We start from the raw sequence: 24,473 nt of genomic DNA on the forward strand, positions 1-24,473 counted from the left end.
CTTGCAACAAAAAAAAGTGCTAATTTTAGTTAATCACGATGTGGTCATATATAACTTTAGACGTGAGTTGGTAGAACGCCTTCTATTGGAAGGGTATGAAGTCTATATTTCTTCCCCTTATGGAGAGAGGATAGATGATTTAGTCCAAATGGGGTGTAAATATATTGAGGCTTCTCTTGAACGCCATGGGAAAAATCTTTTTAAAGAAATCAAGCTGGTTCGTTATTATTTAAAGGTGATGAAAGAAGTTAGTCCTGATATTGTTCTCACATATACAATTAAGCCAAATATTTATGGTGGAATTGCAGCAAGTATACTAAAAATTCCTTATATAGCTAATATCACAGGACTCGGAACCGCTGTAGAAAAAGAGGGCCCTATGCAAAAGATTACAGTATTCCTTTATAGAATTGCCTTTGGAAGAATATCTGCTGTATTCTTCCAAAATGATGAAAATATGCAATTCTTCTCAAAAAATGAGATAGCAAATCATAGACATCGTTTGGTACCAGGATCAGGTGTGAATTTGGAGCACTTCAGCACTCTTAACTATCCTTCTGATGAAATGATTGAGTTTGTATTTATCTCTAGAATAATGAAGGAGAAAGGAATCGAGCAATATCTTGAAGCGGCAGAATATATAAGAGGAAAATATCCACAAACAAGATTTCATATATGTGGTTTCACCGAAGAAGAATATGAAGAAAAATTAAAAGACTTGGAAGAAAAAGGAATTGTTAAATATCACGGCATGTTGCGTGATGTTAGACAAATTTTGAATAAAACGCATTGTACAATTCATCCCACCTATTATCCGGAGGGAATGTCAAATGTGTTGTTGGAAAGTTCCGCCTGCGGCAGACCTGTAATTACGACTAACCGAAGTGGATGTCGAGAGATTGTAGATAGTGGAATTAATGGTTATATTATCGAACAGCAAAATAGTATAGACCTCATTAATAAGATTGAGAGTTTCTTAAAACTTGATTTTGAGGCCAAGAGAAACATGGGCTTAGCAGGTAGAAGGAAAGTAGAAAATGAATTTGACAGACAGATTGTTATTGAAGCTTATATAAATGAAATACAGAAAGTATTAGGGTGAAAGATATGGACTATAAGAAGTTAATACCAAGCCAAGATACTAGGTTGAGAATTTTAGGGTTGACAAATTTTATCCCAGATGAGGTCATGATTAGATTACAATACAGGATTAAAACAGGTAGAAAACTAAATTTAAAAAATCCGCAAAGATTCACTGAAAAACTCCAATGGTACAAGCTCTATTATCGTAAACCAATTATGACTCAGTGTGCTGATAAATATGCCGTTAGAGACTATATCATTTCTAAAGGTTTCGAAGATATTTTAGTTCCATTGTATGGGGTCTATGAAAGAGTAGATGAAATAGATTTTAAACAGCTACCAGACAAGTTTGTCATTAAAACAACAAACGGAAGTCGTACAAATTTACTTTGTGAAGATAAATCAAAGTTAGACTTAGAGGCTACGAGAGAATTACTTAATAATTGGTTGATAAAACGCACAAGTAAAGCTGGGAGAGAGTGGCCATATTACAATATTAGCCCACGTATTATATGTGAAAAGTTTCTTGAAAAAGATGAAAATAATGATCTTGTAGATTATAAGTTTATTTGTTTTGACGGTAAGATAGCATGCGTTTTTGTTAATGCTGAAAGATACTCAGACGATATTATGCGATTTGGTATATATAGCAGGGACTTTGAAATTCTCCCTTACTCACGTAAGGGTTTAAAAAATACAGATAATAGAATCCGTAAGCCAATAAACTTTGAGAAAATGGTTGAGATTGCTGAAACACTATCTAATGAGTTTCCTCATGTAAGAGTCGATTTGTATAATATAAATGGAAAAATCTATTTTGGAGAGATGACATTCTTTCATGGTAGCGGCTATATTGAATTCGATCCGGATGAGTTTGATTTTATATTGGGTGAGCATTTCCAACTACCTTTCGTGAAAGATGTACAACCTAGGGAGGCTTTATGAAAAACTTAATAAAAAAAATTATTCAATTTATTAATAGGGATTGTTTTAATTTTTATCTTAAAATAGCTTATCGAAGACAATTAAACCAATCCCTGGCGAAAAATATAAAGAAAATTGATTCGAAGTATAAGAGCGACATCTTAGAATATTGGGGAAAATATAATGTGAAGATAAGTACAGATTGGCATAATTGGTATACTTCTATAAATGGTAAAATGGATGTGAAGTATATTCCAGAAGATATCTTTTATACAAGAATATTACCTTACTATAATAAACTGCCGTTTGGTAAAGCTTATGCAGATAAAGCATTATATGATTACTGGTTCCCAAATGTTAATAGACCTTTGACTCTTGCAAAGAATATGAGTGGGATTAACTACGATGAAAACTATAACCCATTAACTTTAGAAGAAGTATTAACAAAATGTGAGAGCAAGAAAAAGGTGATTATTAAGGCCACTATTGATAGTGGTTCTGGCAAAAATATATATTTAGTTCGTTCAGAAAGTCCTGCTAATATGAGAGAAGAAATTAGTAAAGTATTGCAAAAGTTTAATGGGAACTTTGTAATACAAGAAGTTCTTGAACAGCATGATACTTTAAAAATGTTAAACCCTTCGTCTGTTAATACTGTTAGAATCACCACTTTTCTCCACCAAAACAAAGTATCCGTATTAACTTCCCATTTGCGTATAGGAAATGAGGATTCTATATATGACCACTATGGAATTGTATGTGGGATAAAGGACGATGGATACCTACAAGAATACGCCATAAAATATAAACAGGGTGATAAAATATTAACACATCCACGTGGTTATAGGTTTAGTGATATTCAAATACCTAGTTTTGAAAAAATTAAAGATATTACTAAAAAAGAACATATGAAATTTGGCCATTTTAGAATAATATCATGGGATTTTGCAATAGGTATTGATGGAGAACCAGTGTTAATTGAAGTTAATCTTATGTACCAAGGACTGAATCATCATCAGCAAACAATAGGGCCGCTATTTGGTGAATTAACTGATGAAGTGCTAAGTGAGGTATTTTTGGAGGATATAAAATAATGAAACTACTTTTTTGTCATGATGGACCAATGTCAATTGATAAACATGGGAATGCTTATCCACAAAATCTTACTGAGGACGTATTGAATCGATATTACTCGATTTGTGAAAAATTCACCATGCTTGTACGAACAAGGGTAATTGATCCTAAGGATACAAAGCAACCTAAAATTAAAAAAGAACAACTGAAGGTTGTTAGTTTTCCCAACCTCTCTTCTGTCAAGGGTTATCTCGTTAATCGCAAGAATGCATTAAAAATAGTGGAAAAAGAAGTTGAATGTTCAGATTTTATAATAGCCAGATTGCCTAGCCACAGTGGTAATCTTGCGATTGACATTGCAAGAAAGTTGAAAAAACCATATCTTGTCGAACTAGTTGCTTGTCCATGGGATGCATATTGGAACCATAGTTTAAAGGGTAAGATTATGGCTCCAATAATGTATAATGAAACTAAAAAAAGAGTCAAAAATGCTCAATATGTATTATATGTTACAAATGAATTTTTACAACGAAGATATCCAACTGATGGAGTTAATATTGGATGTTCAGATGTTTCATTACCTTCATTGGAAGAAAATATTTTAGAAAAACGTCTAAGTAAAATTAAAAAATTAAATAAAGATAAACCCATTGTTTTAGGGACAACGGCTGCTGTTAATGTGAAATATAAGGGACAGCAATATGTAATTGAAGCTATATCACAACTTAACAAACAAGGTTATAATTTCGAGTACCACCTTGTTGGAGGTGGAGATAATAGTTATTTGAGGGCGTTATCTATAAAATTTGGAGTTTCTGATAAAGTGAAATTCTATGGTTCATTGCCACATCAAAGGGTTTTTGATTATTTAGATGAAATAGATATATATGTTCAGCCTAGTAAACAAGAAGGATTACCAAGGGCTTTAGTTGAAGCAATGAGTAGAGGTTGTCCAGCAATTGGATCCAGTACTGGGGGAATTCCAGAGTTATTAAATCAAGAATTTATATTTAATAGTGGCTCAGTACAGGGTTTATGTGATTTATTAAAGAAATTAGATAAGTCAAAGTTGGAAAAAGAAGCAGTAAGAAGTTTTGAAAAGGCTAAGGAATATGACATTAGTTCTTTAAACAAAATCAGGTTAGATTTTTATAAGCGATTTGTTACTAGTTTTGAGGGGATTAATAAAGAATGAAACAAAAAAAAGTTTTATATATTGTAAGAGAGTCATTACATTTATATCCTCCTTGCATATCACAAATATTGTTTTTAAATGATAATGGGGTTGATGTAACGGTTATATGCGGGGACTGTGATTCCAAATTAATAGATATTTTCAGAAAACGAAATATTAATTGTATTTTAACGGGTAATAAAAGAGTTAAAATTAAACTGTTTGGAAAAGTATTCAGTTATCTGAAATTTAGATATAACATATTAAATCTATTCAAGAAACTATATGATGAAAATACAGTATTATGGTTTGGGACGGCAGATAGTGCAATTGCACTATCTGGTAAGTTAGAAAATAAGAAATATGTTTTAAGTGTATTAGAGCTTTATGACAAGTATCCCTTTTACCTCAAGGGTCTAAAACGGCTAATTGGTGATGCTGCTATAGTGATTGCCTGTGAAGAAACAAGGGCGAGGATTATGAAATCTTGGTGGAATTTACAAACACTACCTTACGTAATGCCTAATAAGCCATATCCAAATAATGATATGTATGAAATGGAAGGCTCTACAGAAATAAAGGACGCAATATCCAAAATACAGAATAAAAAGGTAATATTGTATCAAGGAGTCATTTCTGCCGATAGGGATCTTGGGATACTAGCTGAAGCTTTGAAAGAAATGAATTCGGAATACCTCTTGGTTCTTATTGGAAAATCATTTTATGACGGAGTAAATAAAGTGAAATCTATATATAATAAAACCGTATACTTGGGTTATTTCCCTGCTCCTCAGCATCTTCAAATAACGCCATATGCCACTATAGGAATCGCAAATTATGATGATTCATCATTAAATAATTTGTTTTGTGCGCCAAATAAAATATTTGAATATACTCACTTTGGAAAACCTATACTAGGTAGCGATGTTCCAGGGTTAGTAAATACTATTGGCAAATCTGGAGCGGGAGAATGCATAGATTTTACTGATAAACTATCAATTGTATCTGCAATAAAAAAAATTGAAAGTAATTATTCAGAGTATGTAGATAATGCGAAAAGCTTCTATGAAAGTGTTGATAATAATTTGATAATAAAGAGGATTATTGAGGAGATTTTCAAAGAAGATTAGAGAATGTTAAGGTAGGGTAAAATGGCAAATATAATTGATTGGCTTTTGATAATAATTTCATCAGTTCTATTTTATAATTCGTTAAAAAGAATTCTAAATTATAAGTCTAGCTCAGTAGCAGATTATATAATCGCTGTAATATATATATTTAATTGTTTACCTGTATTAATGGATAATACGATTGGAATACCAAGCTACTATTCTTGGTATTCTTATTTTGAAATTGCTTTAGGTAATGATAAGGTAAGTATTGTATACTCTATATATCTATTGCTCACAATTAGCATACTCTCACTGTATACAAGATACGATAACAAAGAAAGTGTGAAAATTGTATATACACATAATAACTCGGTCGTTTTTAATAAATATATCCTGCCTATTGTTATCCTTCTGCCATATATACACATCATTATAACAGGTAATGTTTCTAAATATTTTGTTTATGGCACTTATAGTGCGCGTGGTTTAACAAATTCATTTTATCAAATGAATTCAATTTTAGTTTTTTTAAGTATTTTTGCATTTTGTTGTTTGTTTTTCTACAAAGTTAGATATAAAAGTCTATATTTTCTCCTTCTATTATATGCTATTTCAATTATATGGATAGACGGTAAGAGATATATTATTGTGACTTTATTATTAATGTTTTTATTCTTCTATTTGAATAGTATACAGGCTAAGGAAAAGAGATTACCTATTAAACCATTATTTGCACTAATTGCGACTGTTTTTATATTATTTAATGCAATATACGCAATTTATGTAAAGCCTATTGCTACGAATAGTTTTGACTCTCTTTATATGACATATAGAATTGACTTTGGAAGAGATGATGTCACAAAGTTTGTTCTTTATAAAGAGTTGGTAGAAGATGATCCAATATTAGAATACAGGGGACAGACGTTTATATCTACTGTATTTATGCCTGTTCCTAGAGAAATCTGGCCATCAAAGCCATTTCCGCATTATAGATATTTAACTGCAGAATTATATGGTACATCTCCTATGGATATACCTGCAGGGATGACGCCGTCTTTATTTGAGATGAGTATAGCTAATCTTGGTGTTGCTTTAGGTATTTTATTTACTATATTATTATTGCTTATCTTGTGCCGTTGGGCAGATAATTGCAAAAGTGTACCTAGAAAAGCACTATATCTTATGTTGATAATTGGTTTATTAACTCAAAGCTTAGATGCTATGTTAGTTTATTATATATTAGCCCCTTTAAGTGCTTTTTTGACTTGGTTTAAATGGAATTATGCAAGGAGGAAGCACCTAATAAATTAAATATTTTCTTTCGGGGGGTCTTATATAATGCAAATAAAAATTCAATCAATCATAAGAAATAAGGTTTTCATTAATGGTTCCTGGTTGTATTTACTCCAGTTTTTTAACACAATAATACCATTATTAACTTTACCTTATATTACTAGGGTTTTGGGGAGTTCCGAATATGGGGTATTTTCTTTCAGTTTGAATATAGTAACCTATTTTCAGGTTTTAGTTGAATACGGTTTTAATTTAACAGGAGCAAGGAAGCTGGCACTAACCAATGATATAAAGGAACAATCAAAGATTTACAGTAGCATAACTGTTACGAAGATATTATTATGCATTGCTTCATTTATTAGTATGATAATCATAACTTTATCGTTAGGATTGGAACAAAAATACATTAATACTACTATTATATTATATATAATAGTGATAGGTACTGCAATTCAACAAAATTGGTTATTTCATGGGCTTCAAAAGATGAAATTTATTACGCTTATTAATGTAATTGCAAGGTCTATATCGGTAATTTTGATATTTTTATTAGTGAAGAATTCCAACGATATATATTTGTATTGTGCATTATATGCAATTACATCTTTAGTTAGTGGTATGTTAAGTATATTTTTAGTAAGGTATAAATTACAAATAAAGCTGCGTAAAGTTAGATTGAAAGATATATTATCAGAAATGAAGGCTGGATGGTATACATTTACAACATCTGCGATGTCAAAAGTCTTAAGTGGGATTGGTATTACTGTGTTAGGAATTGCGCACTACAGTGATAGTATAGTAGGAGTATATTCAGCGATACAAAAGGTACCATTATTAGTAATCATGTTATTTGCCCCTGTTAGTCAAGCAATATTCCCATATATAAGTCAACGTTTTGAGGATTCATATGAGAGTGGAAGAGGAACAGTACTAAAGGTATCTAGATTAATAATGCCTTTAGTCGGCGGAATAAGTACTTTACTTATTCTTTTTTCTGAGCAAATTGTTGATATGTTTTTTGGAAATGAATATTCCGACTTTTCCTCTCTTTTAATACCTTTGTCTTGTTGGGTTTTTTTTAGTATATTAAATAATTTTCTAGGGGTCCAAAGTTTAATAGCTAGTGGATACTTAAAGGAATACAGCAAAGCCTTTAATATTAGTATTATATTTTTAATTATATTAAATATTACGTTTGGACCATTATGGGGGATGTTTGGTGTTGCGAGTGCTACATTAATATCAGAAATTATTTTGACACTAGGCATTTTATATCAAATCAACAAAATAAATCGAATTAGAATAAATATGGTTAATAGATAAAAGTATGAGATAGATATTGATCATATAGGAAGAGGGTCTTGTTAATGTATAAAATAGCAGTTGCAGGTACAGGTTATGTCGGATTAGTCGCAGGTGTATGTTTTGCTGAAAAGGGCCATCAAGTAACATGTGTGGATATTGATGAAGACAAAGTGAATGTTATGAAATCTGGTATTTCACCAATCTATGAAGCGGGATTGGAAGAGTTAATGCAGAAAAATTATGCTGCTGGAAGACTCGATTATACAACAAATTATCAATCTGCTTATAAAGATGCAGATGCAATTTTTATCGGTGTAGGGACTCCAGAACAACCAGATGGTTCTGCTAATCTATCACATATTGCAACAGTAGCTAGACAAATTGCTGAATCGGTAGAAAAAGATTGTCTTGTTGTTGTTAAATCTACTGTGCCAGTTGGAACGAATGATAAGGTAGAGCAATTTATCAAGGATTTCCTTGTTAATAATGTAAGAGTTGAAATAGCATCAAACCCAGAATTCTTGGCACAGGGATCTGCAGTACAAGATACTTTATATGCAGAAAGAGTAATCATTGGTACAGAAAGCAAATGGGCTGAAGAATTGTTAATGAATATCTATGAGCCATTCCGTTTACCGATTGTTTCAGTTAATAGAAGATCAGCTGAAATGATTAAGTATGCATCAAATGATTTTCTTGCTCTTAAAATATCTTATATGAATGATATTGCTAATTTGTGCGAGTTAGTTGGTGCGGATATTCAGGACGTTGCAAGAGGGATGAGTTTTGACGAGCGTATTGGAAATAAGTTTTTAAATGCAGGTATCGGATTTGGTGGATCATGCTTCCCTAAAGATACGAAAGCACTTGAATATATTGCGAAGCAAAACGGTTATGAACTTAAAACGATTAAGGCTGCAATTGATGTGAACAAAGAACAAAAGACCATGTTATATAAAAAAGCTAGTAAGAGACTTATCACATTTAATGGTCTAAAGGTAGCAGTACTTGGATTAACCTTTAAGCCGGGTACAGACGATTTAAGAGAAGCTGCTTCCTTAGAAAATGTTCCTTTATTACTAGAGCAAGGTGCAGATATTTATGCTTTTGATCCTGTTGGAGCAGAGAACTTTGCTAAAGTCTATCCAGAAGGGAAGGTTGCCAAGGGAAGTATTACATACGTATCCAATCCAGAAGAAGCTTTAAGAGGTGCAAATGTATGCTTCATCTTTACCGAATGGGGTGAAGTGAAAGCAGTTACTCCTGAGGCTTACAAAGAGTTGATGAGAACTTCTTTAGTATTTGATGGACGGAATATCTATGGAGTTGATGCGATGAGTGAAGCTGGAGTTGAATACCACTCTATTGGTAGGAAAATGGGGGTTCCTGCGAGTAAAAGCAGTGAAGGAGTTAGAGTGCATTGATAGAAGTTTATAACAAGTTGGATACGAATAAAACCTACTTCGTTACAGGAGCAGCAGGATTTATTGGATTCTATCTTTCAAAGAAATTACTAGGACAAGGATGCAGAGTAATCGGAATTGATAATTTAAATGATTACTATGATGTGAATCTTAAGTATGCTCGTTTAGAACAGTTGAAGCCTTTTAATAACTTTACTTTTATTGAAGGGGATATTTCTGATAAAGATGCAGTCACAAATGTATTTGAAAAGTACAAGCCGAATATCGTGGTGAATTTAGCTGCACAAGCGGGTGTACGCTATTCTATTGAAAATCCAGATGTTTATATTCAAAGTAATATTATTGGTTTCTATAATATTCTTGAGGCTTGTAGACATTATCCAGTGGATCATCTTGTTTATGCATCCTCCAGTTCTGTATATGGAGCAAACAAAAAGGTTCCATTTGAAGAAACGGACTTTGTGGATACCCCTGTTTCCCTTTATGCATCGACTAAGAAGTCAAATGAATTAATGGCTTATACTTATAGTCATCTGTATAAATTCCCGACAACAGGACTTCGCTTCTTTACAGTTTATGGTCCAATGGGAAGACCAGATATGGCGTATTTCGGTTTTACAGATAAGTACTTTGCTGGGGAATCTATTAAGATTTTTAACAATGGCGATTTTGAGAATGACTTATACCGCGATTTTACTTATATTGATGATATCGTGGAAGGAATTGAACGCCTTCTTAATAACCCTCCAACAGGAGGAGAGACTGTACCTTATAAGGTCTTCAACATTGGAAATAACAATCCTGAAAAGTTGATGACTTTCATTGGAATACTTGAGAACGCCTTAAGTAAATCATTAGGAAGAGAAGTTTCGTTTAATAAGGTATTTGAGCCAATTAAGCCAGGTGATGTACCTGCTACCTATGCTTCAACAGATCAGTTGCAAAAGGCTGTCGGATTTAAGCCAAAGACTTCTATTGAAGAAGGATTGCAGCATTTTGCGGATTGGTATGTTGATTATTATAATAAAAGGTAAATTATAGATTTAATAACCCCCAGTTTATGGGGGTATTATTTTTATGTAATTTATTAGATGGGAGATAAAAATGAAAAGAGTAATGGTCGTTTTTGGGACAAGACCCGAGGCTATTAAAATGTGTCCCTTAGTTAGAGAATTAAAAAAAAGAGATACATTGGAGACAATTGTCTGCGTAACGGGCCAGCATAGAGAGATGTTAGATCAAGTCTTAGATGCTTTTAATGTTGTTCCAGACTTTGATTTATCAATTATGAAAGCAAAGCAAACCCTATTTGATGTAACTATTAATATTTTAGAAAAAATGAAGAATGTATTGGAAGAGACAAAACCTGATGTTGTGTTAGTCCATGGTGATACATCTACAACTTTTGTCACGTCTTTAGCGTGTTTTTACTTACAAATTCCAGTTGGTCATGTAGAAGCAGGGTTAAGAACTTATAATATTTATTCGCCTTTTCCAGAAGAGTTTAATCGTCAGGCTGTAGGTATTGTTGCAAAGTATAATTTTGCGCCTACTGAAATGTCTAAACAGAATCTTTTGAAAGAAGGAAAAGAACTTTCTACTGTTTATGTAACTGGTAATACTGCTATTGATGCACTCAAAACGACGGTAAGAGAAGACTATTCACATGAACAACTTGTTTGGGCAGCAGATAGTAGGCTTATAATGATAACTGCCCATAGAAGAGAGAATCTTGGAGAACCAATGCGAAATATGTTTAGAGCAATTAAAAGAATTGTGGAAGAACATCTAGATATTAAGGTTATTTATCCCATCCATATGAACCCAGCTGTCAGGGAGGCAGCAAACGAAATCCTCGGTGACAATGATAGAGTAAGAATTATTGAACCATTAGAAGTGTTAGATTTTCATAATTTCCTTTCTAAATCATATTTAATCCTGACAGATAGTGGTGGAATCCAAGAAGAAGCGCCAAGTTTAGGAAAACCGGTTTTGGTTATGCGGGATACTACTGAGCGTCCTGAAGGAATAGAGGCTGGAACACTTAAATTAGTAGGTACTAATGAAGAAAACATCTATATAAACTTTAAATTACTCTTGGAAAATAAAGAAGCGTATGAAAAAATGAGTAAAGCTAGTAATCCATATGGTGATGGATTTGCAAGTAAAAGAATTGCTGATGTATTAGAAGGGAAATAATATTCTTTATCAATTCGTACTATATATTATTTATAATTAGGATATACTTATAGGGGGCAGACAAGGAAATGTCCATACTAATAATTGGTGGAGCAGGATATATTGGTTCCCATACAGTAAGGTATTTTTTAGACCAGAACGAAGAAGTTGTAGTTGTCGATAATTTACAAAGCGGCCATAGACAAGCAGTAGAGATAAATAATTTTTATGAGATTGATATTAGAGATAAAGATGCTTTGGATAGGGTCTTTAAGACACATAATATCGAAGCAGTCATTCATTTTGCTGCTAATTCTTTAGTTGGAGAGAGTATGCAAAAGCCGTATGAATACTATTATAATAATGTTTACGGCATGATGTGTTTACTGGATGTTATGAAAAATAATAATGTCGACAAAATTGTATTTTCATCAACAGCTGCTACTTATGGGGAGCCGAAGAGTATTCCAATAGTTGAAGATAATGAAACGAATCCTACTAACACCTATGGCGAGACTAAACTTGCCATGGAGAAAATGATGAAGTGGTTTGATCAGGGATATGATATTAAATATGTTTCTTTAAGATACTTTAATGCTGCTGGAGCTCATCCGATTGGAAATATTGGAGAGATGCATGACCCGGAAACACACCTTATTCCATTGGTTTTACAGGTTCCGCTTGGTCAACGAGATAGGGTTTATATGTTTGGTGATGATTATCCTACAGAGGATGGAACGTGTATTCGCGATTACATCCATGTAATGGATTTGGCATCAGCACATTATTTAGCATTAGAACACTTAAGAAAAGGAAACTCAAGCAATATCTTTAACTTGGGCAATGGTAACGGATACTCTGTTAAAGAAGTTATTGATGTGGCGAGAAGTATAACAAACCATCCAATACCAGCAGAAGTAAAAGAAAGAAGAGCGGGGGATCCAGCTGTCTTAATTGCTTCGTCAGAGAAAGCGAAGAATATTTTAGGTTGGAAACCACAGTTTAACTCACTGGAAAAGATAATTACTGATGCTTGGAATTGGCACAAGAATAATCCTCATGGTTATTCATCGAATAATTGCTAGGTGTTCGTTAGGCTAATATCTTAAAAGTTATGAGGAAGTAGGACAGAAAGCGAATCGGAATTATTTTGAATGTATCGAGATCTCATATGGTTTTAGGAAATGATAAGAAGGTTGGATCATAGAACGATTAGGTGTCCAGAGTGTAAAATATGGTATGATTATGAGGATGAAGTTATACTGGATTTTGCGAATGCCATCTATCATAAAGATTGTTATGAATCTCTTGATAGAAGGTTTACTTTAGAGGATTCAGGTACATTCGTAGATTTATGCATTAAACATGGCTTTTTAGAAGGAAGGCTCTTCTTACATTAAATAATAAGGTGAATGAATATAAAAAGAATGGAACTTGTACTGCACCCCAAAAGTTAGAGTTAAAATCTAACTTTTTGGGGTGTTTATTTATGGCTAAATATAGTGAGAAATTTAAATTTATGATTGTGAATGAGTATCAAGATGGAAAACTAGGATATGACCTCCTGGCTGAGAAACATGGGATTAAGTCTAGTGCGCAGATTATAAGATGGGTGAAACTCTACAATAAATTCGGAAAGGAAGGATTAAGGAGGAAGAAGCGAAAGGGCGTTTATCCTGTTCAATTCAAGATGGATGTATTAAGCTTTATGAAAAGGACAGGTTCTTCAGAAACAGAAACAGCCCTACACTTCGGGATAACGAATCCTCCTATGATTGCTTCGTGGAAGAAGGCTTTTCTTGAGGGCGGAACCGAATCCCTGGATAAACCGAAAGGACGGCCACCCATGTCTGATAAAGCGAAGAATAAGAGAATAAATAAAAACACAGAACAAAATGAAATGACGTATGAACAAAAATTAGAAAGAGAAAATGAACTCCTTCGCTTGGAGAACGATTACTTAAAAAAGTTGAGAGCTTTTCGGATGGATCCGGAAGGCTATCTCGAAAAGCACACGCAGCGTTATCATTCGAACTCAAAGAAAACTACCGATTAAAAGATGTGTTATGCACTGTCGGTCTGCCCGACTCTACCTATCATTATCATATAAAAGTAATGATGGAGAAAAAAGAATCCGGACGAGGAACTTGAAGAGTATATTCAAGCCATTTTCGAGGACAATCATGGTAACTATGGATATCGTCGTATCCACCTGGAACTGAGGAACAGAGGAATTCAAGTGAATCAGAGAAGGTACAACGCCTTATGAAGAAACTTGGGCTCAAAGGAGATAAATTTAGAAGGAAAACACGCCGGTACAGTTCTTATAAAGGAAACGTTGGAACAGTTGCGAAAAACCGTATTCAACGGTGTTTTTATACAAGTATTTGTCATCAAAAGTTGGCCACCGATATCACGGAGTTAAAATGTAAAGATGGCGTAAAGCTTTACCTAAATCCCATCATGGATCTATTCAATGGCGAAGTACTTTCCTTTGGAATCAGCTTGCGCCCAACCTTGGAATTTGTCCTTCAACCTCTTGAAGAAGCGTTGGAATTCGTGAAAGACTCTCCCTTTAGGACAACCGTTCATTCAGATCAGGGATGGCACTATCAACATATAAAATGGGTGAAAACTCTAAAGAAAAACAAGATATTCCAAAGTATGTCCCGGAAAGGGAACTGTTTGGATAACTCACCTATGGAGAAGCATTATGTTCTTTTGAGGAACTTAAAAAGAAGATTGAAGAATATATCCATTATTATAATTACAAACGTATTAAAGCAAAATTAGCTGGTATGAGTCCGGTTGAATACCGTCTTCACACCAGCCAATTAACTGCGTAACAATAACTCTAACTTTTGGGGGTCACTTCACTTTACATATTGTATAGTAGCACTTGTAATCCTAAAATGATTCCGACAGCTACTACAATTAAGCCTGCATAGGTTGCAGTCTTTTTAAGTTTTCTTTTTCTGTACATTTCCTCAGGGGTTTGATAGTAACTCAAATTCGTACCTCCTAGTTTTGGTAACTGGCTGACTTAGCGTGAACCGAGCCTTGGTCCCTATGGTTTTGCGTCACTAGTTTTCGCTAGCTTTGCTTTTTCAGCGTTTAATATAATGGTACAAAATGTATTAAATATAAAACAGGGACTAAAGTCACGTTTTGTCGAGAATAAAAGAATATTATGTATTATGATGACAGAAAAAAGATACCAAGCCCGTTACAGAACTAATATCTTTGTTATTTTATTATAACATTATTCGTTCGATAAGCCAATAAGTCCCCAATGCAAATGTGAGAATTGAACCGGCAATAAGACAATAAAATGATGACCTGTACAATCTCAATCCCCACATTTCAGCTGACGAGTGCCATTACTAATCTCGTTTTTCCCTATTCCTTCCAAAGGCAGCTTTCAGGTTGGGCTGAACCAGGTTCAACCATCACAATTAAGCACAAAAACCATGTGGTAGCTGTCACAAAAGCGAATACAAAAGGCTATTTTAAAGCACACATCAATTACAGAAAAGGTACGGTTTTAACAATTACAGCTATAGACGCTTCGAAGTAAAAGTAAGGAAACTTCTGTAAGATTAAAATAAACAGGATCCACTATGACATCCTGCTCTCCGGAGGAAATCGGAGCTTGAGCAGGGTATTTTTATTTTTAGAGGAATAGAATAATAAATAGAGTATTAATTATATAGTATGAATGATCATACTGGTGGGTTATAGGGATTCATAAGCTTATGATAGCAGGACTAGGTATAAGGGTTTTCCAGCTAAGCTAGAAAGACGATGCTAAAAGAAGTGCTACACCATCTAGTATTTGCTAAATTTTATGGGGATGAACCGTTCGGATAAAACGTGGAAATTATTGAATTACTTTAATTCTATCCATAATAAAAGACTGCTGAAAGTATTTCCGGCAGTCTGCATAAGGTTAGATCATACTACCAATTATAATCTTTTAAATCTATAAATTCTATTTCATAGCTTGTAAGGGAGGAGAGAAGGTTAGATCCTTAGAATTTTGTTTAGGTGCTGATTTTTTCAATTGTCCTATGATATAAGAGCCAAATGGTAAAAGTGAAATTAGTTTGATCAGACTCATACTGATTAGCAAGGAAACAAAAAATAAGGCTAATACTCTTGTTGATGTATGATCAAAGAAACCAGCAATATATGGTGCTACAAGCCGTTGAACCTGCCAATGAATTAAATAGATACCGAATGAATAATTACTAATTATATTGATAATACGATAATTAGGTAATTTTTGACCCCAAGCCAGGATCATTGCGCTAGTAATAATAACAAATAGTAGTAAATCGAATCTTTTGGATGATACGCTGGTATTTCCAGATTCATAGGAAATATACATAACGGCTAAAGAGATAATAAATAGAAGCACTGTCATCCATCTATATTTCATTAACATCTCTGAAACAATTTTATAATTTTTACCCACAGCATATGCAATAGTGAAGTAAGCAAACCAAGCAAGAAAAGGTATGTGTATAGTCATTCCATATTGTGCTGAAAGCTCTGGATTTAGCCTTATCATATCTAAGTAAAATGACATTAGATATATACTTAATGGTATCATCCAAACCATGGAAAGCTTAAACTTCGTTACAATATAATGAAGAATATAAAATTGAAAAATAATCAGTATAAAATATCCTTCATATCTGCCAAATACAGCATTATTAATGATTTTCTCTGAAAGGTCTGTATTTGGATTTAAATAAAACGTTACAAATGCATCAATTAAAGCGAAGGCTAAATAAGGAATAAAAATAAACTTTAATCTTTTCATCCAAAAGTTTTGAGGAAGCTTAGATGGATACCTATTAGCCAAAATAATCTCCGATAAAACAATAAATGTTGGGGTAGCATAACATAATAGCATCCTATAAAAATGATAGTTTGTTATCTCGGGATAGCCAATACTTCTGCCGATTTGAGTCGTACAATGTAATAAAACGATACTTAGACAAGCAATAACACGCAGTAAATTCCATTCTTTAATCACGATTCTACCACCTAATCATTAAATTCTGTCTTATTGTATCATTCATCGTTATCCTAATAAAGAAAAATGTGGAAAAATACAACTTGGGTCATATAGGTTAATAAAGTTAAAGAGATTATAAGGTATTTAAATAATGATGATAGTTAACTATTGATATTCAAATACTGACATATTAAACGAGTTATACCATTTTATCATATAGGTCTATTATTTATGTTGGGATATTAGTTATATAGAATGAATAATAATACTGAAAAGGGGATGCGTATGAAAAAAATTACGAAAGCCATCATACCGGCAGCAGGTCTGGGAACGAGGTTTTTACCAGCCACTAAGGCCATGCCAAAGGAAATGCTGCCAATAGTTAATAAACCGACCATTCAATACATAGTAGAAGAAGCTGTTGCATCAGGGATTGAGGACATAATCATCGTAACAGGTAAGGGTAAGAGAGCCATTGAGGATCATTTTGATCATGCCTATGAATTGGAGCAGAATTTAAAAGAGAAACGTAAATTCAATTTATTGGAGGAGGTACAGAAGCCATCTGAGCTTGCGAATATTCATTATATCCGCCAAAAGGAACCAAAAGGTCTCGGCCACGCCATCTGGTGTGCGCGTAATTTTATCGGGGATGAGCCATTCGCTGTATTGCTTGGAGATGATATTGTCGTCCATGATAAGCCATGCTTACTGCAATTGATTGAACAGTATGAGGAACTCGATTCATCGGTTATTGGCATTAAAGCTATTCCTGAAGGTGAAACCGATCGGTATGGTATTATCGATCCGATTCAAATGGATGGACGTTGTCATATGGTAGGCAGCTTTGTAGAAAAGCCGGTGAGAGGAACAGCACCTTCTAATCTTGCTATAATCGGGCGATATATTTTCAAGCCAGAGATTTTCAATTTTCTCGGTGAAATGGAAGTAGGAGCGGGTGGTGAAATTCAGTTGACAGATGCCATTCAAAAGCTCAACCAAATCCAGCGTGTCTATGCCTATGAATTTGAGGGAGAACGATACGATGTCGGCGAAAAGCTTGGCTTTATCAAGACAACACTTGATTTTGCCTTGAAAAATGAAGAGTTACGGGAGGACGTATTGCAATATCTTGTCCGGTTGATCGAAATGGAGAGAAGATGAGTTTATTTTATGGAGTAGAATGTTCTGAACGTCCTCCAATTCTACTCCATTTTATATGAATGGATCATCCATTGGATTGTTCACCTGAAATGTAAAATTTCTCGATTTCGTTAAGCTTTACATGTAAATCATATATTTTTTTATTTAATTCTTTTTTCAGTTCGGAGTCAGTACAGGAATCCGCTTTATTGATAAGGCGTTTTAGTCTATATTCAAACCAAAGATGTTTTAGGAGTATCATTTTAGCACCTCTTTTTGTTCAGTATATAAAATATATACTCCCTTCTAATTCTAAAATAATTCTTTCGTCCCAAATATAGGTAAAAGGGTAGAGTCCTTTTTACAGAAAAAAGACTGAACACTCTAAAGTCTAGTCAGTTCAGTCTTCTTTTTGTTCAATTAGAGGAGTAAGGTCCTGTAGTACCCCTTTTAATTCAGTGCTTTGGTGCTTCGAATCATCATACACTTTTTTGATCACCTTTTGGGCTTCTTTTAGCTTTTTCTGCTGCTGGTCATTAATTGATTTTCGTTCATTCTCGAGTTGTGCTTTTTCTACGCTCTGGTTTGCCTGATCCTCCGTGTATTGCTTGTACGCTTCTGCACGGGTCTCCTCAATTTCCGCATGATAATGGTTATTCCCATAGACTAAAAATCCAATACACAATAGAGCTGTTACACCTGTAATCCCTATTCGCTTCATAGATCACCTCTTATTCTTTTCCAAATATTAACACGTTAGTTTCCGTCTGAATAGGCTATTTTAGTAACTTTTATAACATGTGAAATTGTCTGTTCGATTTAGTTGTTGAGATAGAGGTAGGATATTTTCTCACGAAAATAAAAAGTGTAATGGACCATAATATGTATGATAAAAAACTAAAATTTGGAAAGTATGCCTATGAGTTCCTGGGATAATGTTTATGATTCAGGGTAATAGAGAATAGCCAAAGATTATATAAATAATGAGGAGTTTATTATCTATAATATATATGTATATGGTAATATGAGGATGTTTTTTAATATTTCCTTTGTTCAAATGATGCTTACTTGTTAGTATAGGATATATGAACTAACTTGGAGTTTTGAGTTCAACGTTTATTGATTGTCGAAAAAAGGAGAGTTCCGATGGCTCAAAAAATAAAGGTAATGACTGTTTTTGGTACAAGGCCGGAAGCGATTAAAATGGCTCCCTTGGTTAAAGAGTTAGAAAAGTATCCAGAGCAAATAGAAACGATTGTTACGGTAACAGCCCAGCATCGTCAAATGCTTGATCAGGTACTTGATATATTTGATATTAAACCGGATTATGATTTGAATATTATGAGAGATAAACAAACATTGGCCGGGATTACGACACGTGCACTTGAAGGGCTTCACGAGGTAATGGGGGAGGTTAAACCGGATATTGTGCTTGTCCATGGTGATACGACAACAACCTTCGTAGCAAGCCTTGCGGCGTTTTATCATTCCATCCCGGTTGGGCATGTCGAAGCAGGTTTGCGGACACATAATAAATATTCTCCATATCCTGAGGAAATGAATCGTCAGCTGACTGGAGTCTTAAGTGATTTGCATTTTTCACCTACCTATCAATCCAAACTCAATTTATTAAACGAAAATAAACCGGACGAATCAATCTTTATCACTGGAAATACAGCGATTGATGCATTGAAAACAACTGTTAAAGAATCTTATTCTCATCCTATTTTAGATGCTGTGGGCGAAGACCGTCTTGTTTTAATGACCGCTCATCGCCGGGAGAATCAAGGTCAGCCGATGCGTAATATGTTTAAAGCTATTAAGCATTTGACTGAAGTTCACCAGGATATTCAAGTGGTCTATCCTGTCCACTTAAACCCTGTCGTTCGAGAGCTGGCAGCTGAAATTTTGGGTGAAAATCCGCGTATTCATTTAATCGAACCGTTGGATGTGATAGATTTTCATAACTTTGCATCCAGATCCTATTTAATCCTGACTGATTCAGGCGGTGTTCAGGAAGAAGCTCCATCTCTTGGGGTTCCGGTATTGGTATTAAGAGACACGACAGAGCGGCCGGAAGGAATAGAAGCCGGTACATTGAGGCTCACAGGTACAGATGAGGATGTTATATTCAATATGGCAAATGAGCTTTTATCAGATGAAAAGGCGCATGCCGAAATGGCAAAAGCATCTAATCCTTATGGAGATGGGCAAGCATCCAGACGTATTGTCGAGGCCATTCTCTATTATAAAAGGGAAAGAAATGAAAGACCGGTAGATTTTTTGTCATCTAAGTAGATGATTGTTTCATCAGTATTATTTTTCTATGTCAAAATCTTTCAGTTATTTACAAGATATAGATAAATTTGTATAATTAGGTAATGGTTTTTGGAGGAGAAAAGTGAGATGACTAATGAACTAAAATACAGAGAGACTGAGGATACCCAGGTAAGAGCATTTATGGACCTAATCAAAAATGCCTACACTCGGGGAACAACAGATGAAACATTAACTGCACAGGAATTCATCGAAGAAATTAAATCAGAGATTAAGAATATCTATAAATGAGAAAACGGATTAAGCGAGCTGCTTAATCCGTTTTTATTTACTTATTGATTTGTAAATGTTTCTTTAACGTATCCTGAAGGGTTGTCAGAGATTCATCAGAAGGAATATAATAATAAATTTTATTTATTTTTGTTCCTTGCCCTTCAAGCTGCAGCTGTTCTAACGACTTAGCTGCTTCCTTGTAGTTTTGCTGAATGCTGACCATTTGAGAGAAACTGATATCTGTTTTCACATTATCACCCAGTGCGTCAAAAATCCCATCAAAGCGGGTTAGAGAAGAAAGGCTTGCGCCTTCTTTAAGGACTGCCTGGATAACTTGCCTTTGCCTCATTTGGCGCCCGAAATCACCGCGTGGGTCTTCATATCTCATTCGTGAATATGCCAGGGCCTTTTCGCCATTCAAATTAAGCGTTCCTTCTGTGAAGTGATGACCATCAGCTGTAAAATCAAGATCGTTTACAACAGTGACACCACCAACAGCATCGACGATATCTTTAAATCCTTCCATATTAACCTGTGCATAATAATCAATCGGAATATCAAGTAAGTTCTCTACAGTATCCATGGACATTTCTACACCGCCAAAGGCATATGCATGGTTGATCTTATCATCTATTCCTTTTCCGATAATTTCCGTTCTTGTATCACGAGGGATACTTACCATTTTGACTGATTCGAGGATTGGATTTACCGTCAGAACAATCATCGTATCGGAGCGGCCCTTATCGCCTTCTCTTTCATCTACACCTAATAAAAGTACAGAAAAAGGTGTCTTATCCTTCAAGCTGACCTTCTCTACCCTCTTTTTAGAACCATCCCGATCGATAGGATCATGCATCGCGTCTAAGGCATTGTCGAAAGAACGATACACCGTAAAGGCGTATACGCCTCCAACTAAAATAAACAGTCCAATGATTCCTAAAACTATCTTTTTCCAGGTCTTCATCTTTTTCTTTTTTGTTCTATCTGTTCTCATATAGCTCCCCGTTTTCTACAAAATATTACATTCTATTTATATTATATATTATATCTGTATGATTGAAACGAAGAAATTACATTTAGTACTTTTATTAATTTAAGAGTATCTACGATGTAATAAAAAAAATCCAGCCTAGCAAATAGGCTGGATCCTGAGTTTAATAGAATCTCTTAAAGCTGGAAAAGTGCTTCTTATAATATGAATTACTTAAGCTAACGATTCTGACGCCGCTATTATCTGCGTTAATGAACTGATTATTTCCTATATAAATACCTAAATGTGAAATGCCTTTTTTATAGGTATTTTCGAAGAATACTAAATCGCCCGGCTTCGGATTATCTACATAATAAGAACGGTCATAATAGCCTGCTGCTGAGTAGCGATTAATATCATATCCGGCCTTATTAAATACATAATAGATAAAACCACTGCAGTCAAAGCCTGATGTGCTAGTGCCACCAAAGACATATTTGGTTCCAATAACCTTTTTACTTTCATTGATCAGTCTAGAAGTGAAAGTGGAATTACCGATTTGGCTATCTGAACCATCTCGTACAATTTCATCTTGTTTAGGAGCAGGTTTGCTTGCAGAGTTACCTGATAACTTTAGTGTTTGTCCTACATAAATCATATCTGATTTAAGATTATTTAATGATTTTAACTGTGCCACTGTCATTCCATATTGCTGGCTAATTCTGCCCAACGTATCCCCGCTTTTGACAGAGTATGTTGTTTTCGTTGATGGAGCTGGAGATTTGGGTGCGACAGGTTGTTTGGAAGGATTGTTTGAAGTTACAACTGGGACCTTTAGTTTCTGCCCAACATAAATTAAATCGGACTTAAGATTGTTAAGGGATTTTAGCTTGGCGACTGTCAATCCGTACTTTTGTCCAATATGGCTTAGGCTATCTCCACTCTTCACGACATATACTGCAGTTTTTGAAGTGGAGGGGGACTTAGGGGCATCTGGTTGGTTAATAGTCCCTGTAGTTTTTGATAATTTAATCACCTGATTAGGATAAATGATGGTACTTTTGAGATTATTCCACTCTATTAGATTGTTAATGGAGACTTTATACTTGGCTGCAATCTTTGAGAGGCTGTCTCCTGCTACAACCTTATATGTTTTAGTAGAGCTTGTCTGGGAAGGACTTTTGGCTTGGGTGGTCTTTTTAGTTGTTACCGGTTTGGCAGCATTGGTAGATTTAATCTTTAATACTTGGTTGGGGTAAATCAAGTCGGATTTTAGTAGATTTACTTGTTTAAGAGCAGCTACAGTTGTTCCGCTTTTATTGGCAATAGCCGACAATGTATCCCCTTTTTTAATTGTATATGAAGTGGAATCGGCAGATGCAGATCCTGCATATGTTGCAGAAAGTAAGGCGACGGCGGCGAATGCGACAGCTTTTGATTTCATTTTGGACTCCCCTTTCGATGTATCTACTATAATATGGTAACACAAGAAAAAAATATTGGAAACTATTTCTATTTTTATGATACAAAAGAGCTATGTGAGTTTATAGGAAACGCTGGTAAAATTGGTCGAATTATACATTTATATAAGGGGGAAGAGGAGCAGTAGAATGAAAAGAATGATAGTGGCGCTGAGCATTATCGCATGGGTGTTGGCGCCGTTAACTCCTGTCGAAGCAGCTATACAAAACTCGAAAAATAGCAAAGAAACGACTGATAGGGTTATTGTGAAGGTCAGCCATTCGAAGCTTTTGAACCGATTTCTTCAATACGGAAGTTCGATAATAGAAAAGAATACTAACCTCATGACGCTTCAAAAGCCAAATAGTAAATCAATGGCTTCATTTTTGAAGGAGTTAAAGAAAAATCCTGGGGTTCTCTATGCTGAGCCTGATTATAAAGTAACGCTGGATGTGCAGATGTTATTAATATGAGCCTCGGGATGTATGAAAGCTCAAAAGCGCTTAATGATGCTGTTCAGGCTGCTTATAAAAAAGACGTTTTAATTGTCGCTGCAGCTGGTAATGATCAAACTACCAGACCAACCTTCCCGGCAGCATTGCAAAATGTATTATCTGTCAGTTCTACAACGAAGTTTGATAAAAAGTCATATTTCTCTAATTATGGGACTTCGATAGACCTTGCTGCGCCAGGTTCAGAGATAACATCTACTCTTCCTAATAATAAATCCGGGTCAATGAGCGGAACATCAATGGCTTCTCCGATTGTGGCCGGGGCGGCTGCATTGATTTTATCAAAGGAACCGAAATTAACGAATGAGCAAGTGGCTTATCGGTTGGTGTCTACAGCGGATGACCTTGGGGAAAAGGGGAAAGATACCAGCTATGGAACGGGCAGGATAAACGTAGCGAATGCCCTGAAATACCGATTGCTTGCAACCCCGGTGGTCAGCCAACTTACCGATAAAGATAAAGCTATTCGTATACAGTATAAAGAAGCATTTAAGGGTAAAGTTATCATTACAGGAAAAACGAAGGTTGAAATGAAGATAAGCTCAGACCGGGCATTTAATTCAGTTGATTAATATCCCTCTCCAAAAGGGAGATACAATTGTTTCTATTAAGTTAGTCGATGAAAAAGGGAATGAAAGTTGGCCTGTCAAGCGAAAGGTGAAAGACACAACTCCGCCTGCTGGTCCCAAGATTAAAAGTATGGGAAATAACAGTAGAGTCGTTCAAGGAAAAGCAGAAGCGGGTTCTAAAATTACTGTTCGCAAGGGCAATGTTCAACTGGCATCAGGCAATGCGAACAGTGAGGGAAGTTTTAAAATAACTATGAAATCAGCCCAAAAGGCTGGAACGGCACGCTTCATTCAAGCAACTGATAAAACAGGAAATAAAAGTCCGGCCATCAAAACGATTGTAAAGGATAAAACGGCACCTGCATTAATTAATATTAATAAATTTACGCCCAAATCGACAAAGGTAAAAGGGACAACAGAACCGAATGCTACTGTCATAATTAAGGTCAACAGTAAGGTGGAAAAGGTAAAGCAAATAAATCAGGTGGCTTCTCCGTTTCTGTCAAGAAGCAAAAGTTAAAGACAACCATGAGAGTTTACCTGTCTGATGCTGCTGGAAACACAAGCTCCTACCGATTGACGGTAAGGAAGTAAGGAGAGTAGTTGTTTTGGGGGATTTTTAGGAATTGGCATGGTTGAAATTAGAAAAACACACAAAATTGTCTATAATTATTA

At 34.8% G+C, this 24,473-nt stretch carries 26 protein-coding genes, 3 pseudogenes and 1 riboswitch; of the genes and pseudogenes, 23 read left to right on the forward strand and 6 right to left on the reverse strand.

Translation table 11 applies throughout. From position 1 onward, the window contains the following. The first annotated feature begins 1 nt into the window (after position 1). The 15 genes and pseudogenes from FHY45_RS13260 (at position 2) to FHY45_RS21245 (ending at position 14,413) form a co-directional block, all read left to right on the forward strand. On the forward strand, positions 2–1,102 hold the full coding sequence (locus FHY45_RS13260; RefSeq protein WP_139892116.1) for a glycosyltransferase family 4 protein: 1,101 nt from the start codon (positions 2–4) through the stop codon (positions 1,100–1,102). 5 nt (positions 1,103–1,107) lie between these two features. Then, positions 1,108–2,028: an ATP-grasp fold amidoligase family protein gene (locus tag FHY45_RS13265; RefSeq protein ID WP_139892117.1), complete on the forward strand. Its 921-nt coding sequence runs from the start codon at positions 1,108–1,110 to the stop codon at positions 2,026–2,028. Next, positions 2,025–3,101, forward strand: a complete 1,077-nt coding sequence (locus FHY45_RS13270; protein WP_139892118.1) for a sugar-transfer associated ATP-grasp domain-containing protein — start codon at positions 2,025–2,027, stop codon at positions 3,099–3,101. The genes FHY45_RS13265 and FHY45_RS13270 overlap by 4 nt, the downstream gene beginning before the upstream one ends. Beyond that, positions 3,101–4,276, forward strand: coding sequence for a glycosyltransferase family 4 protein (locus tag FHY45_RS13275; protein ID WP_139892119.1), 1,176 nt, complete (start codon positions 3,101–3,103; stop codon positions 4,274–4,276). The genes FHY45_RS13270 and FHY45_RS13275 overlap by 1 nt, the downstream gene beginning before the upstream one ends. Then, positions 4,273–5,385 (forward strand): glycosyltransferase family protein, encoded by a 1,113-nt coding sequence (locus tag FHY45_RS13280; RefSeq protein ID WP_139892120.1) that lies wholly within the window; start codon positions 4,273–4,275, stop codon positions 5,383–5,385. Before FHY45_RS13275 ends, FHY45_RS13280 begins: the two co-directional genes overlap by 4 nt. A gap of 21 nt (positions 5,386–5,406) precedes the next feature. Then, entirely contained in the window at positions 5,407–6,678 is a 1,272-nt protein-coding gene (locus tag FHY45_RS13285; protein ID WP_139892121.1) for a hypothetical protein, read from the forward strand. Between the two features lie 27 nt (positions 6,679–6,705). Continuing rightward, positions 6,706–7,983, forward strand: coding sequence for a flippase (locus FHY45_RS13290; protein ID WP_139892122.1), 1,278 nt, complete (start codon positions 6,706–6,708; stop codon positions 7,981–7,983). A gap of 44 nt (positions 7,984–8,027) precedes the next feature. Continuing rightward, positions 8,028–9,389: a UDP-glucose dehydrogenase family protein gene (locus FHY45_RS13295; RefSeq protein WP_139892123.1), complete on the forward strand. Its 1,362-nt coding sequence runs from the start codon at positions 8,028–8,030 to the stop codon at positions 9,387–9,389. Further along, entirely contained in the window at positions 9,389–10,423 is a 1,035-nt protein-coding gene (locus FHY45_RS13300) for a GDP-mannose 4,6-dehydratase (protein ID WP_257469121.1), read from the forward strand. The genes FHY45_RS13295 and FHY45_RS13300 overlap by 1 nt, the downstream gene beginning before the upstream one ends. A gap of 70 nt (positions 10,424–10,493) precedes the next feature. Beyond that, positions 10,494–11,588 (forward strand): non-hydrolyzing UDP-N-acetylglucosamine 2-epimerase, encoded by a 1,095-nt coding sequence (wecB, locus tag FHY45_RS13305; protein WP_139892124.1) that lies wholly within the window; start codon positions 10,494–10,496, stop codon positions 11,586–11,588. 68 nt (positions 11,589–11,656) lie between these two features. Beyond that, complete coding sequence (galE, locus tag FHY45_RS13310; RefSeq protein ID WP_139892125.1) at positions 11,657–12,652, forward strand: UDP-glucose 4-epimerase GalE; 996 nt, start codon at positions 11,657–11,659, stop codon at positions 12,650–12,652. A gap of 404 nt (positions 12,653–13,056) precedes the next feature. Further along, positions 13,057–13,623: a helix-turn-helix domain-containing protein gene (locus tag FHY45_RS13315; RefSeq protein WP_139892126.1), complete on the forward strand. Its 567-nt coding sequence runs from the start codon at positions 13,057–13,059 to the stop codon at positions 13,621–13,623. A 93-nt stretch (positions 13,624–13,716) separates the two neighbouring features. Continuing rightward, positions 13,717–13,836: pseudogene (locus tag FHY45_RS21240) on the forward strand (IS3 family transposase); the annotation flags it as partial. Beyond that, a pseudogene (locus FHY45_RS13325) lies at positions 13,833–14,240 on the forward strand (DDE-type integrase/transposase/recombinase); the annotation flags it as partial. The pseudogenes FHY45_RS21240 and FHY45_RS13325, both read left to right, overlap by 4 nt. Positions 14,241–14,308: 68 nt before the next feature. Further along, a complete protein-coding gene (locus FHY45_RS21245) occupies positions 14,309–14,413 on the forward strand; it encodes an IS3 family transposase (protein ID WP_139892347.1) in 105 nt (34 codons plus the stop codon). A gap of 32 nt (positions 14,414–14,445) precedes the next feature. On the opposite strand, the gene FHY45_RS20975 is transcribed toward FHY45_RS21245, so the two are convergent. Continuing rightward, complete coding sequence (locus FHY45_RS20975) at positions 14,446–14,577, reverse strand: hypothetical protein (protein WP_257469093.1); 132 nt, start codon at positions 14,575–14,577, stop codon at positions 14,446–14,448. Between the two features lie 16 nt (positions 14,578–14,593). Next, positions 14,594–14,681, reverse strand: a riboswitch (cyclic di-GMP riboswitch). Between the two features lie 217 nt (positions 14,682–14,898). Between FHY45_RS20975 and FHY45_RS13335 the strand changes: the two genes are divergently transcribed. Next, positions 14,899–15,144, forward strand: a complete 246-nt coding sequence (locus tag FHY45_RS13335) for an Ig-like domain-containing protein (RefSeq protein ID WP_139892128.1) — start codon at positions 14,899–14,901, stop codon at positions 15,142–15,144. A 414-nt stretch (positions 15,145–15,558) separates the two neighbouring features. Here FHY45_RS13335 and FHY45_RS13340 read toward each other — a convergent pair whose 3' ends face one another. Further along, positions 15,559–16,611, reverse strand: a complete 1,053-nt coding sequence (locus tag FHY45_RS13340) for an acyltransferase family protein (protein ID WP_180349972.1) — start codon at positions 16,609–16,611, stop codon at positions 15,559–15,561. Positions 16,612–16,878: 267 nt separating this feature from the next. Between FHY45_RS13340 and galU the strand changes: the two genes are divergently transcribed. Then, positions 16,879–17,757: a UTP--glucose-1-phosphate uridylyltransferase GalU gene (gene galU, locus FHY45_RS13345; protein WP_139892130.1), complete on the forward strand. Its 879-nt coding sequence runs from the start codon at positions 16,879–16,881 to the stop codon at positions 17,755–17,757. Between the two features lie 64 nt (positions 17,758–17,821). Here the strand turns inward: galU and FHY45_RS20590 are convergent, their stop codons facing one another. Beyond that, positions 17,822–17,998, reverse strand: coding sequence for a hypothetical protein (locus FHY45_RS20590; RefSeq protein ID WP_180349973.1), 177 nt, complete (start codon positions 17,996–17,998; stop codon positions 17,822–17,824). A gap of 138 nt (positions 17,999–18,136) precedes the next feature. Further along, positions 18,137–18,457, reverse strand: coding sequence for a hypothetical protein (locus FHY45_RS13350; RefSeq protein ID WP_139892131.1), 321 nt, complete (start codon positions 18,455–18,457; stop codon positions 18,137–18,139). A 425-nt stretch (positions 18,458–18,882) separates the two neighbouring features. Here FHY45_RS13350 and wecB (FHY45_RS13355) point away from each other — a divergent pair, with 425 nt between their 5' ends. Beyond that, positions 18,883–20,034, forward strand: a complete 1,152-nt coding sequence (gene wecB, locus FHY45_RS13355; RefSeq protein WP_139892132.1) for a non-hydrolyzing UDP-N-acetylglucosamine 2-epimerase — start codon at positions 18,883–18,885, stop codon at positions 20,032–20,034. A gap of 108 nt (positions 20,035–20,142) precedes the next feature. Beyond that, a complete protein-coding gene (locus FHY45_RS20595) occupies positions 20,143–20,304 on the forward strand; it encodes a YwzD family small protein (RefSeq protein WP_180349974.1) in 162 nt (53 codons plus the stop codon). A gap of 37 nt (positions 20,305–20,341) precedes the next feature. Here the strand turns inward: FHY45_RS20595 and tagU are convergent, their stop codons facing one another. Then, complete coding sequence (tagU, locus tag FHY45_RS13360) at positions 20,342–21,280, reverse strand: polyisoprenyl-teichoic acid--peptidoglycan teichoic acid transferase TagU (protein ID WP_139892133.1); 939 nt, start codon at positions 21,278–21,280, stop codon at positions 20,342–20,344. 160 nt (positions 21,281–21,440) lie between these two features. After that, positions 21,441–22,700, reverse strand: coding sequence for a C40 family peptidase (locus tag FHY45_RS13365; RefSeq protein ID WP_139892134.1), 1,260 nt, complete (start codon positions 22,698–22,700; stop codon positions 21,441–21,443). 166 nt (positions 22,701–22,866) lie between these two features. On the opposite strand from FHY45_RS13365, the gene FHY45_RS13370 reads away from it, so the two are divergent. The 4 genes and pseudogenes from FHY45_RS13370 to FHY45_RS21250 form a co-directional block, all read left to right on the forward strand. Continuing rightward, positions 22,867–23,190 (forward strand): S8 family serine peptidase, encoded by a 324-nt coding sequence (locus FHY45_RS13370; protein WP_139892135.1) that lies wholly within the window; start codon positions 22,867–22,869, stop codon positions 23,188–23,190. An 8-nt stretch (positions 23,191–23,198) separates the two neighbouring features. Beyond that, positions 23,199–23,801 (forward strand): S8 family peptidase, encoded by a 603-nt coding sequence (locus FHY45_RS13375; RefSeq protein ID WP_180349975.1) that lies wholly within the window; start codon positions 23,199–23,201, stop codon positions 23,799–23,801. A gap of 85 nt (positions 23,802–23,886) precedes the next feature. Further along, positions 23,887–24,318 (forward strand): Ig-like domain-containing protein, encoded by a 432-nt coding sequence (locus FHY45_RS13380; RefSeq protein ID WP_373925488.1) that lies wholly within the window; start codon positions 23,887–23,889, stop codon positions 24,316–24,318. After that, positions 24,309–24,392 (forward strand): annotated as a pseudogene (locus FHY45_RS21250) (hypothetical protein); the annotation flags it as partial. The gene FHY45_RS13380 and the pseudogene FHY45_RS21250, both read left to right, overlap by 10 nt. Positions 24,393–24,473: the final 81 nt, after the last annotated feature.

Source organism: Bacillus sp. D386 (genome assembly GCF_006346415.1).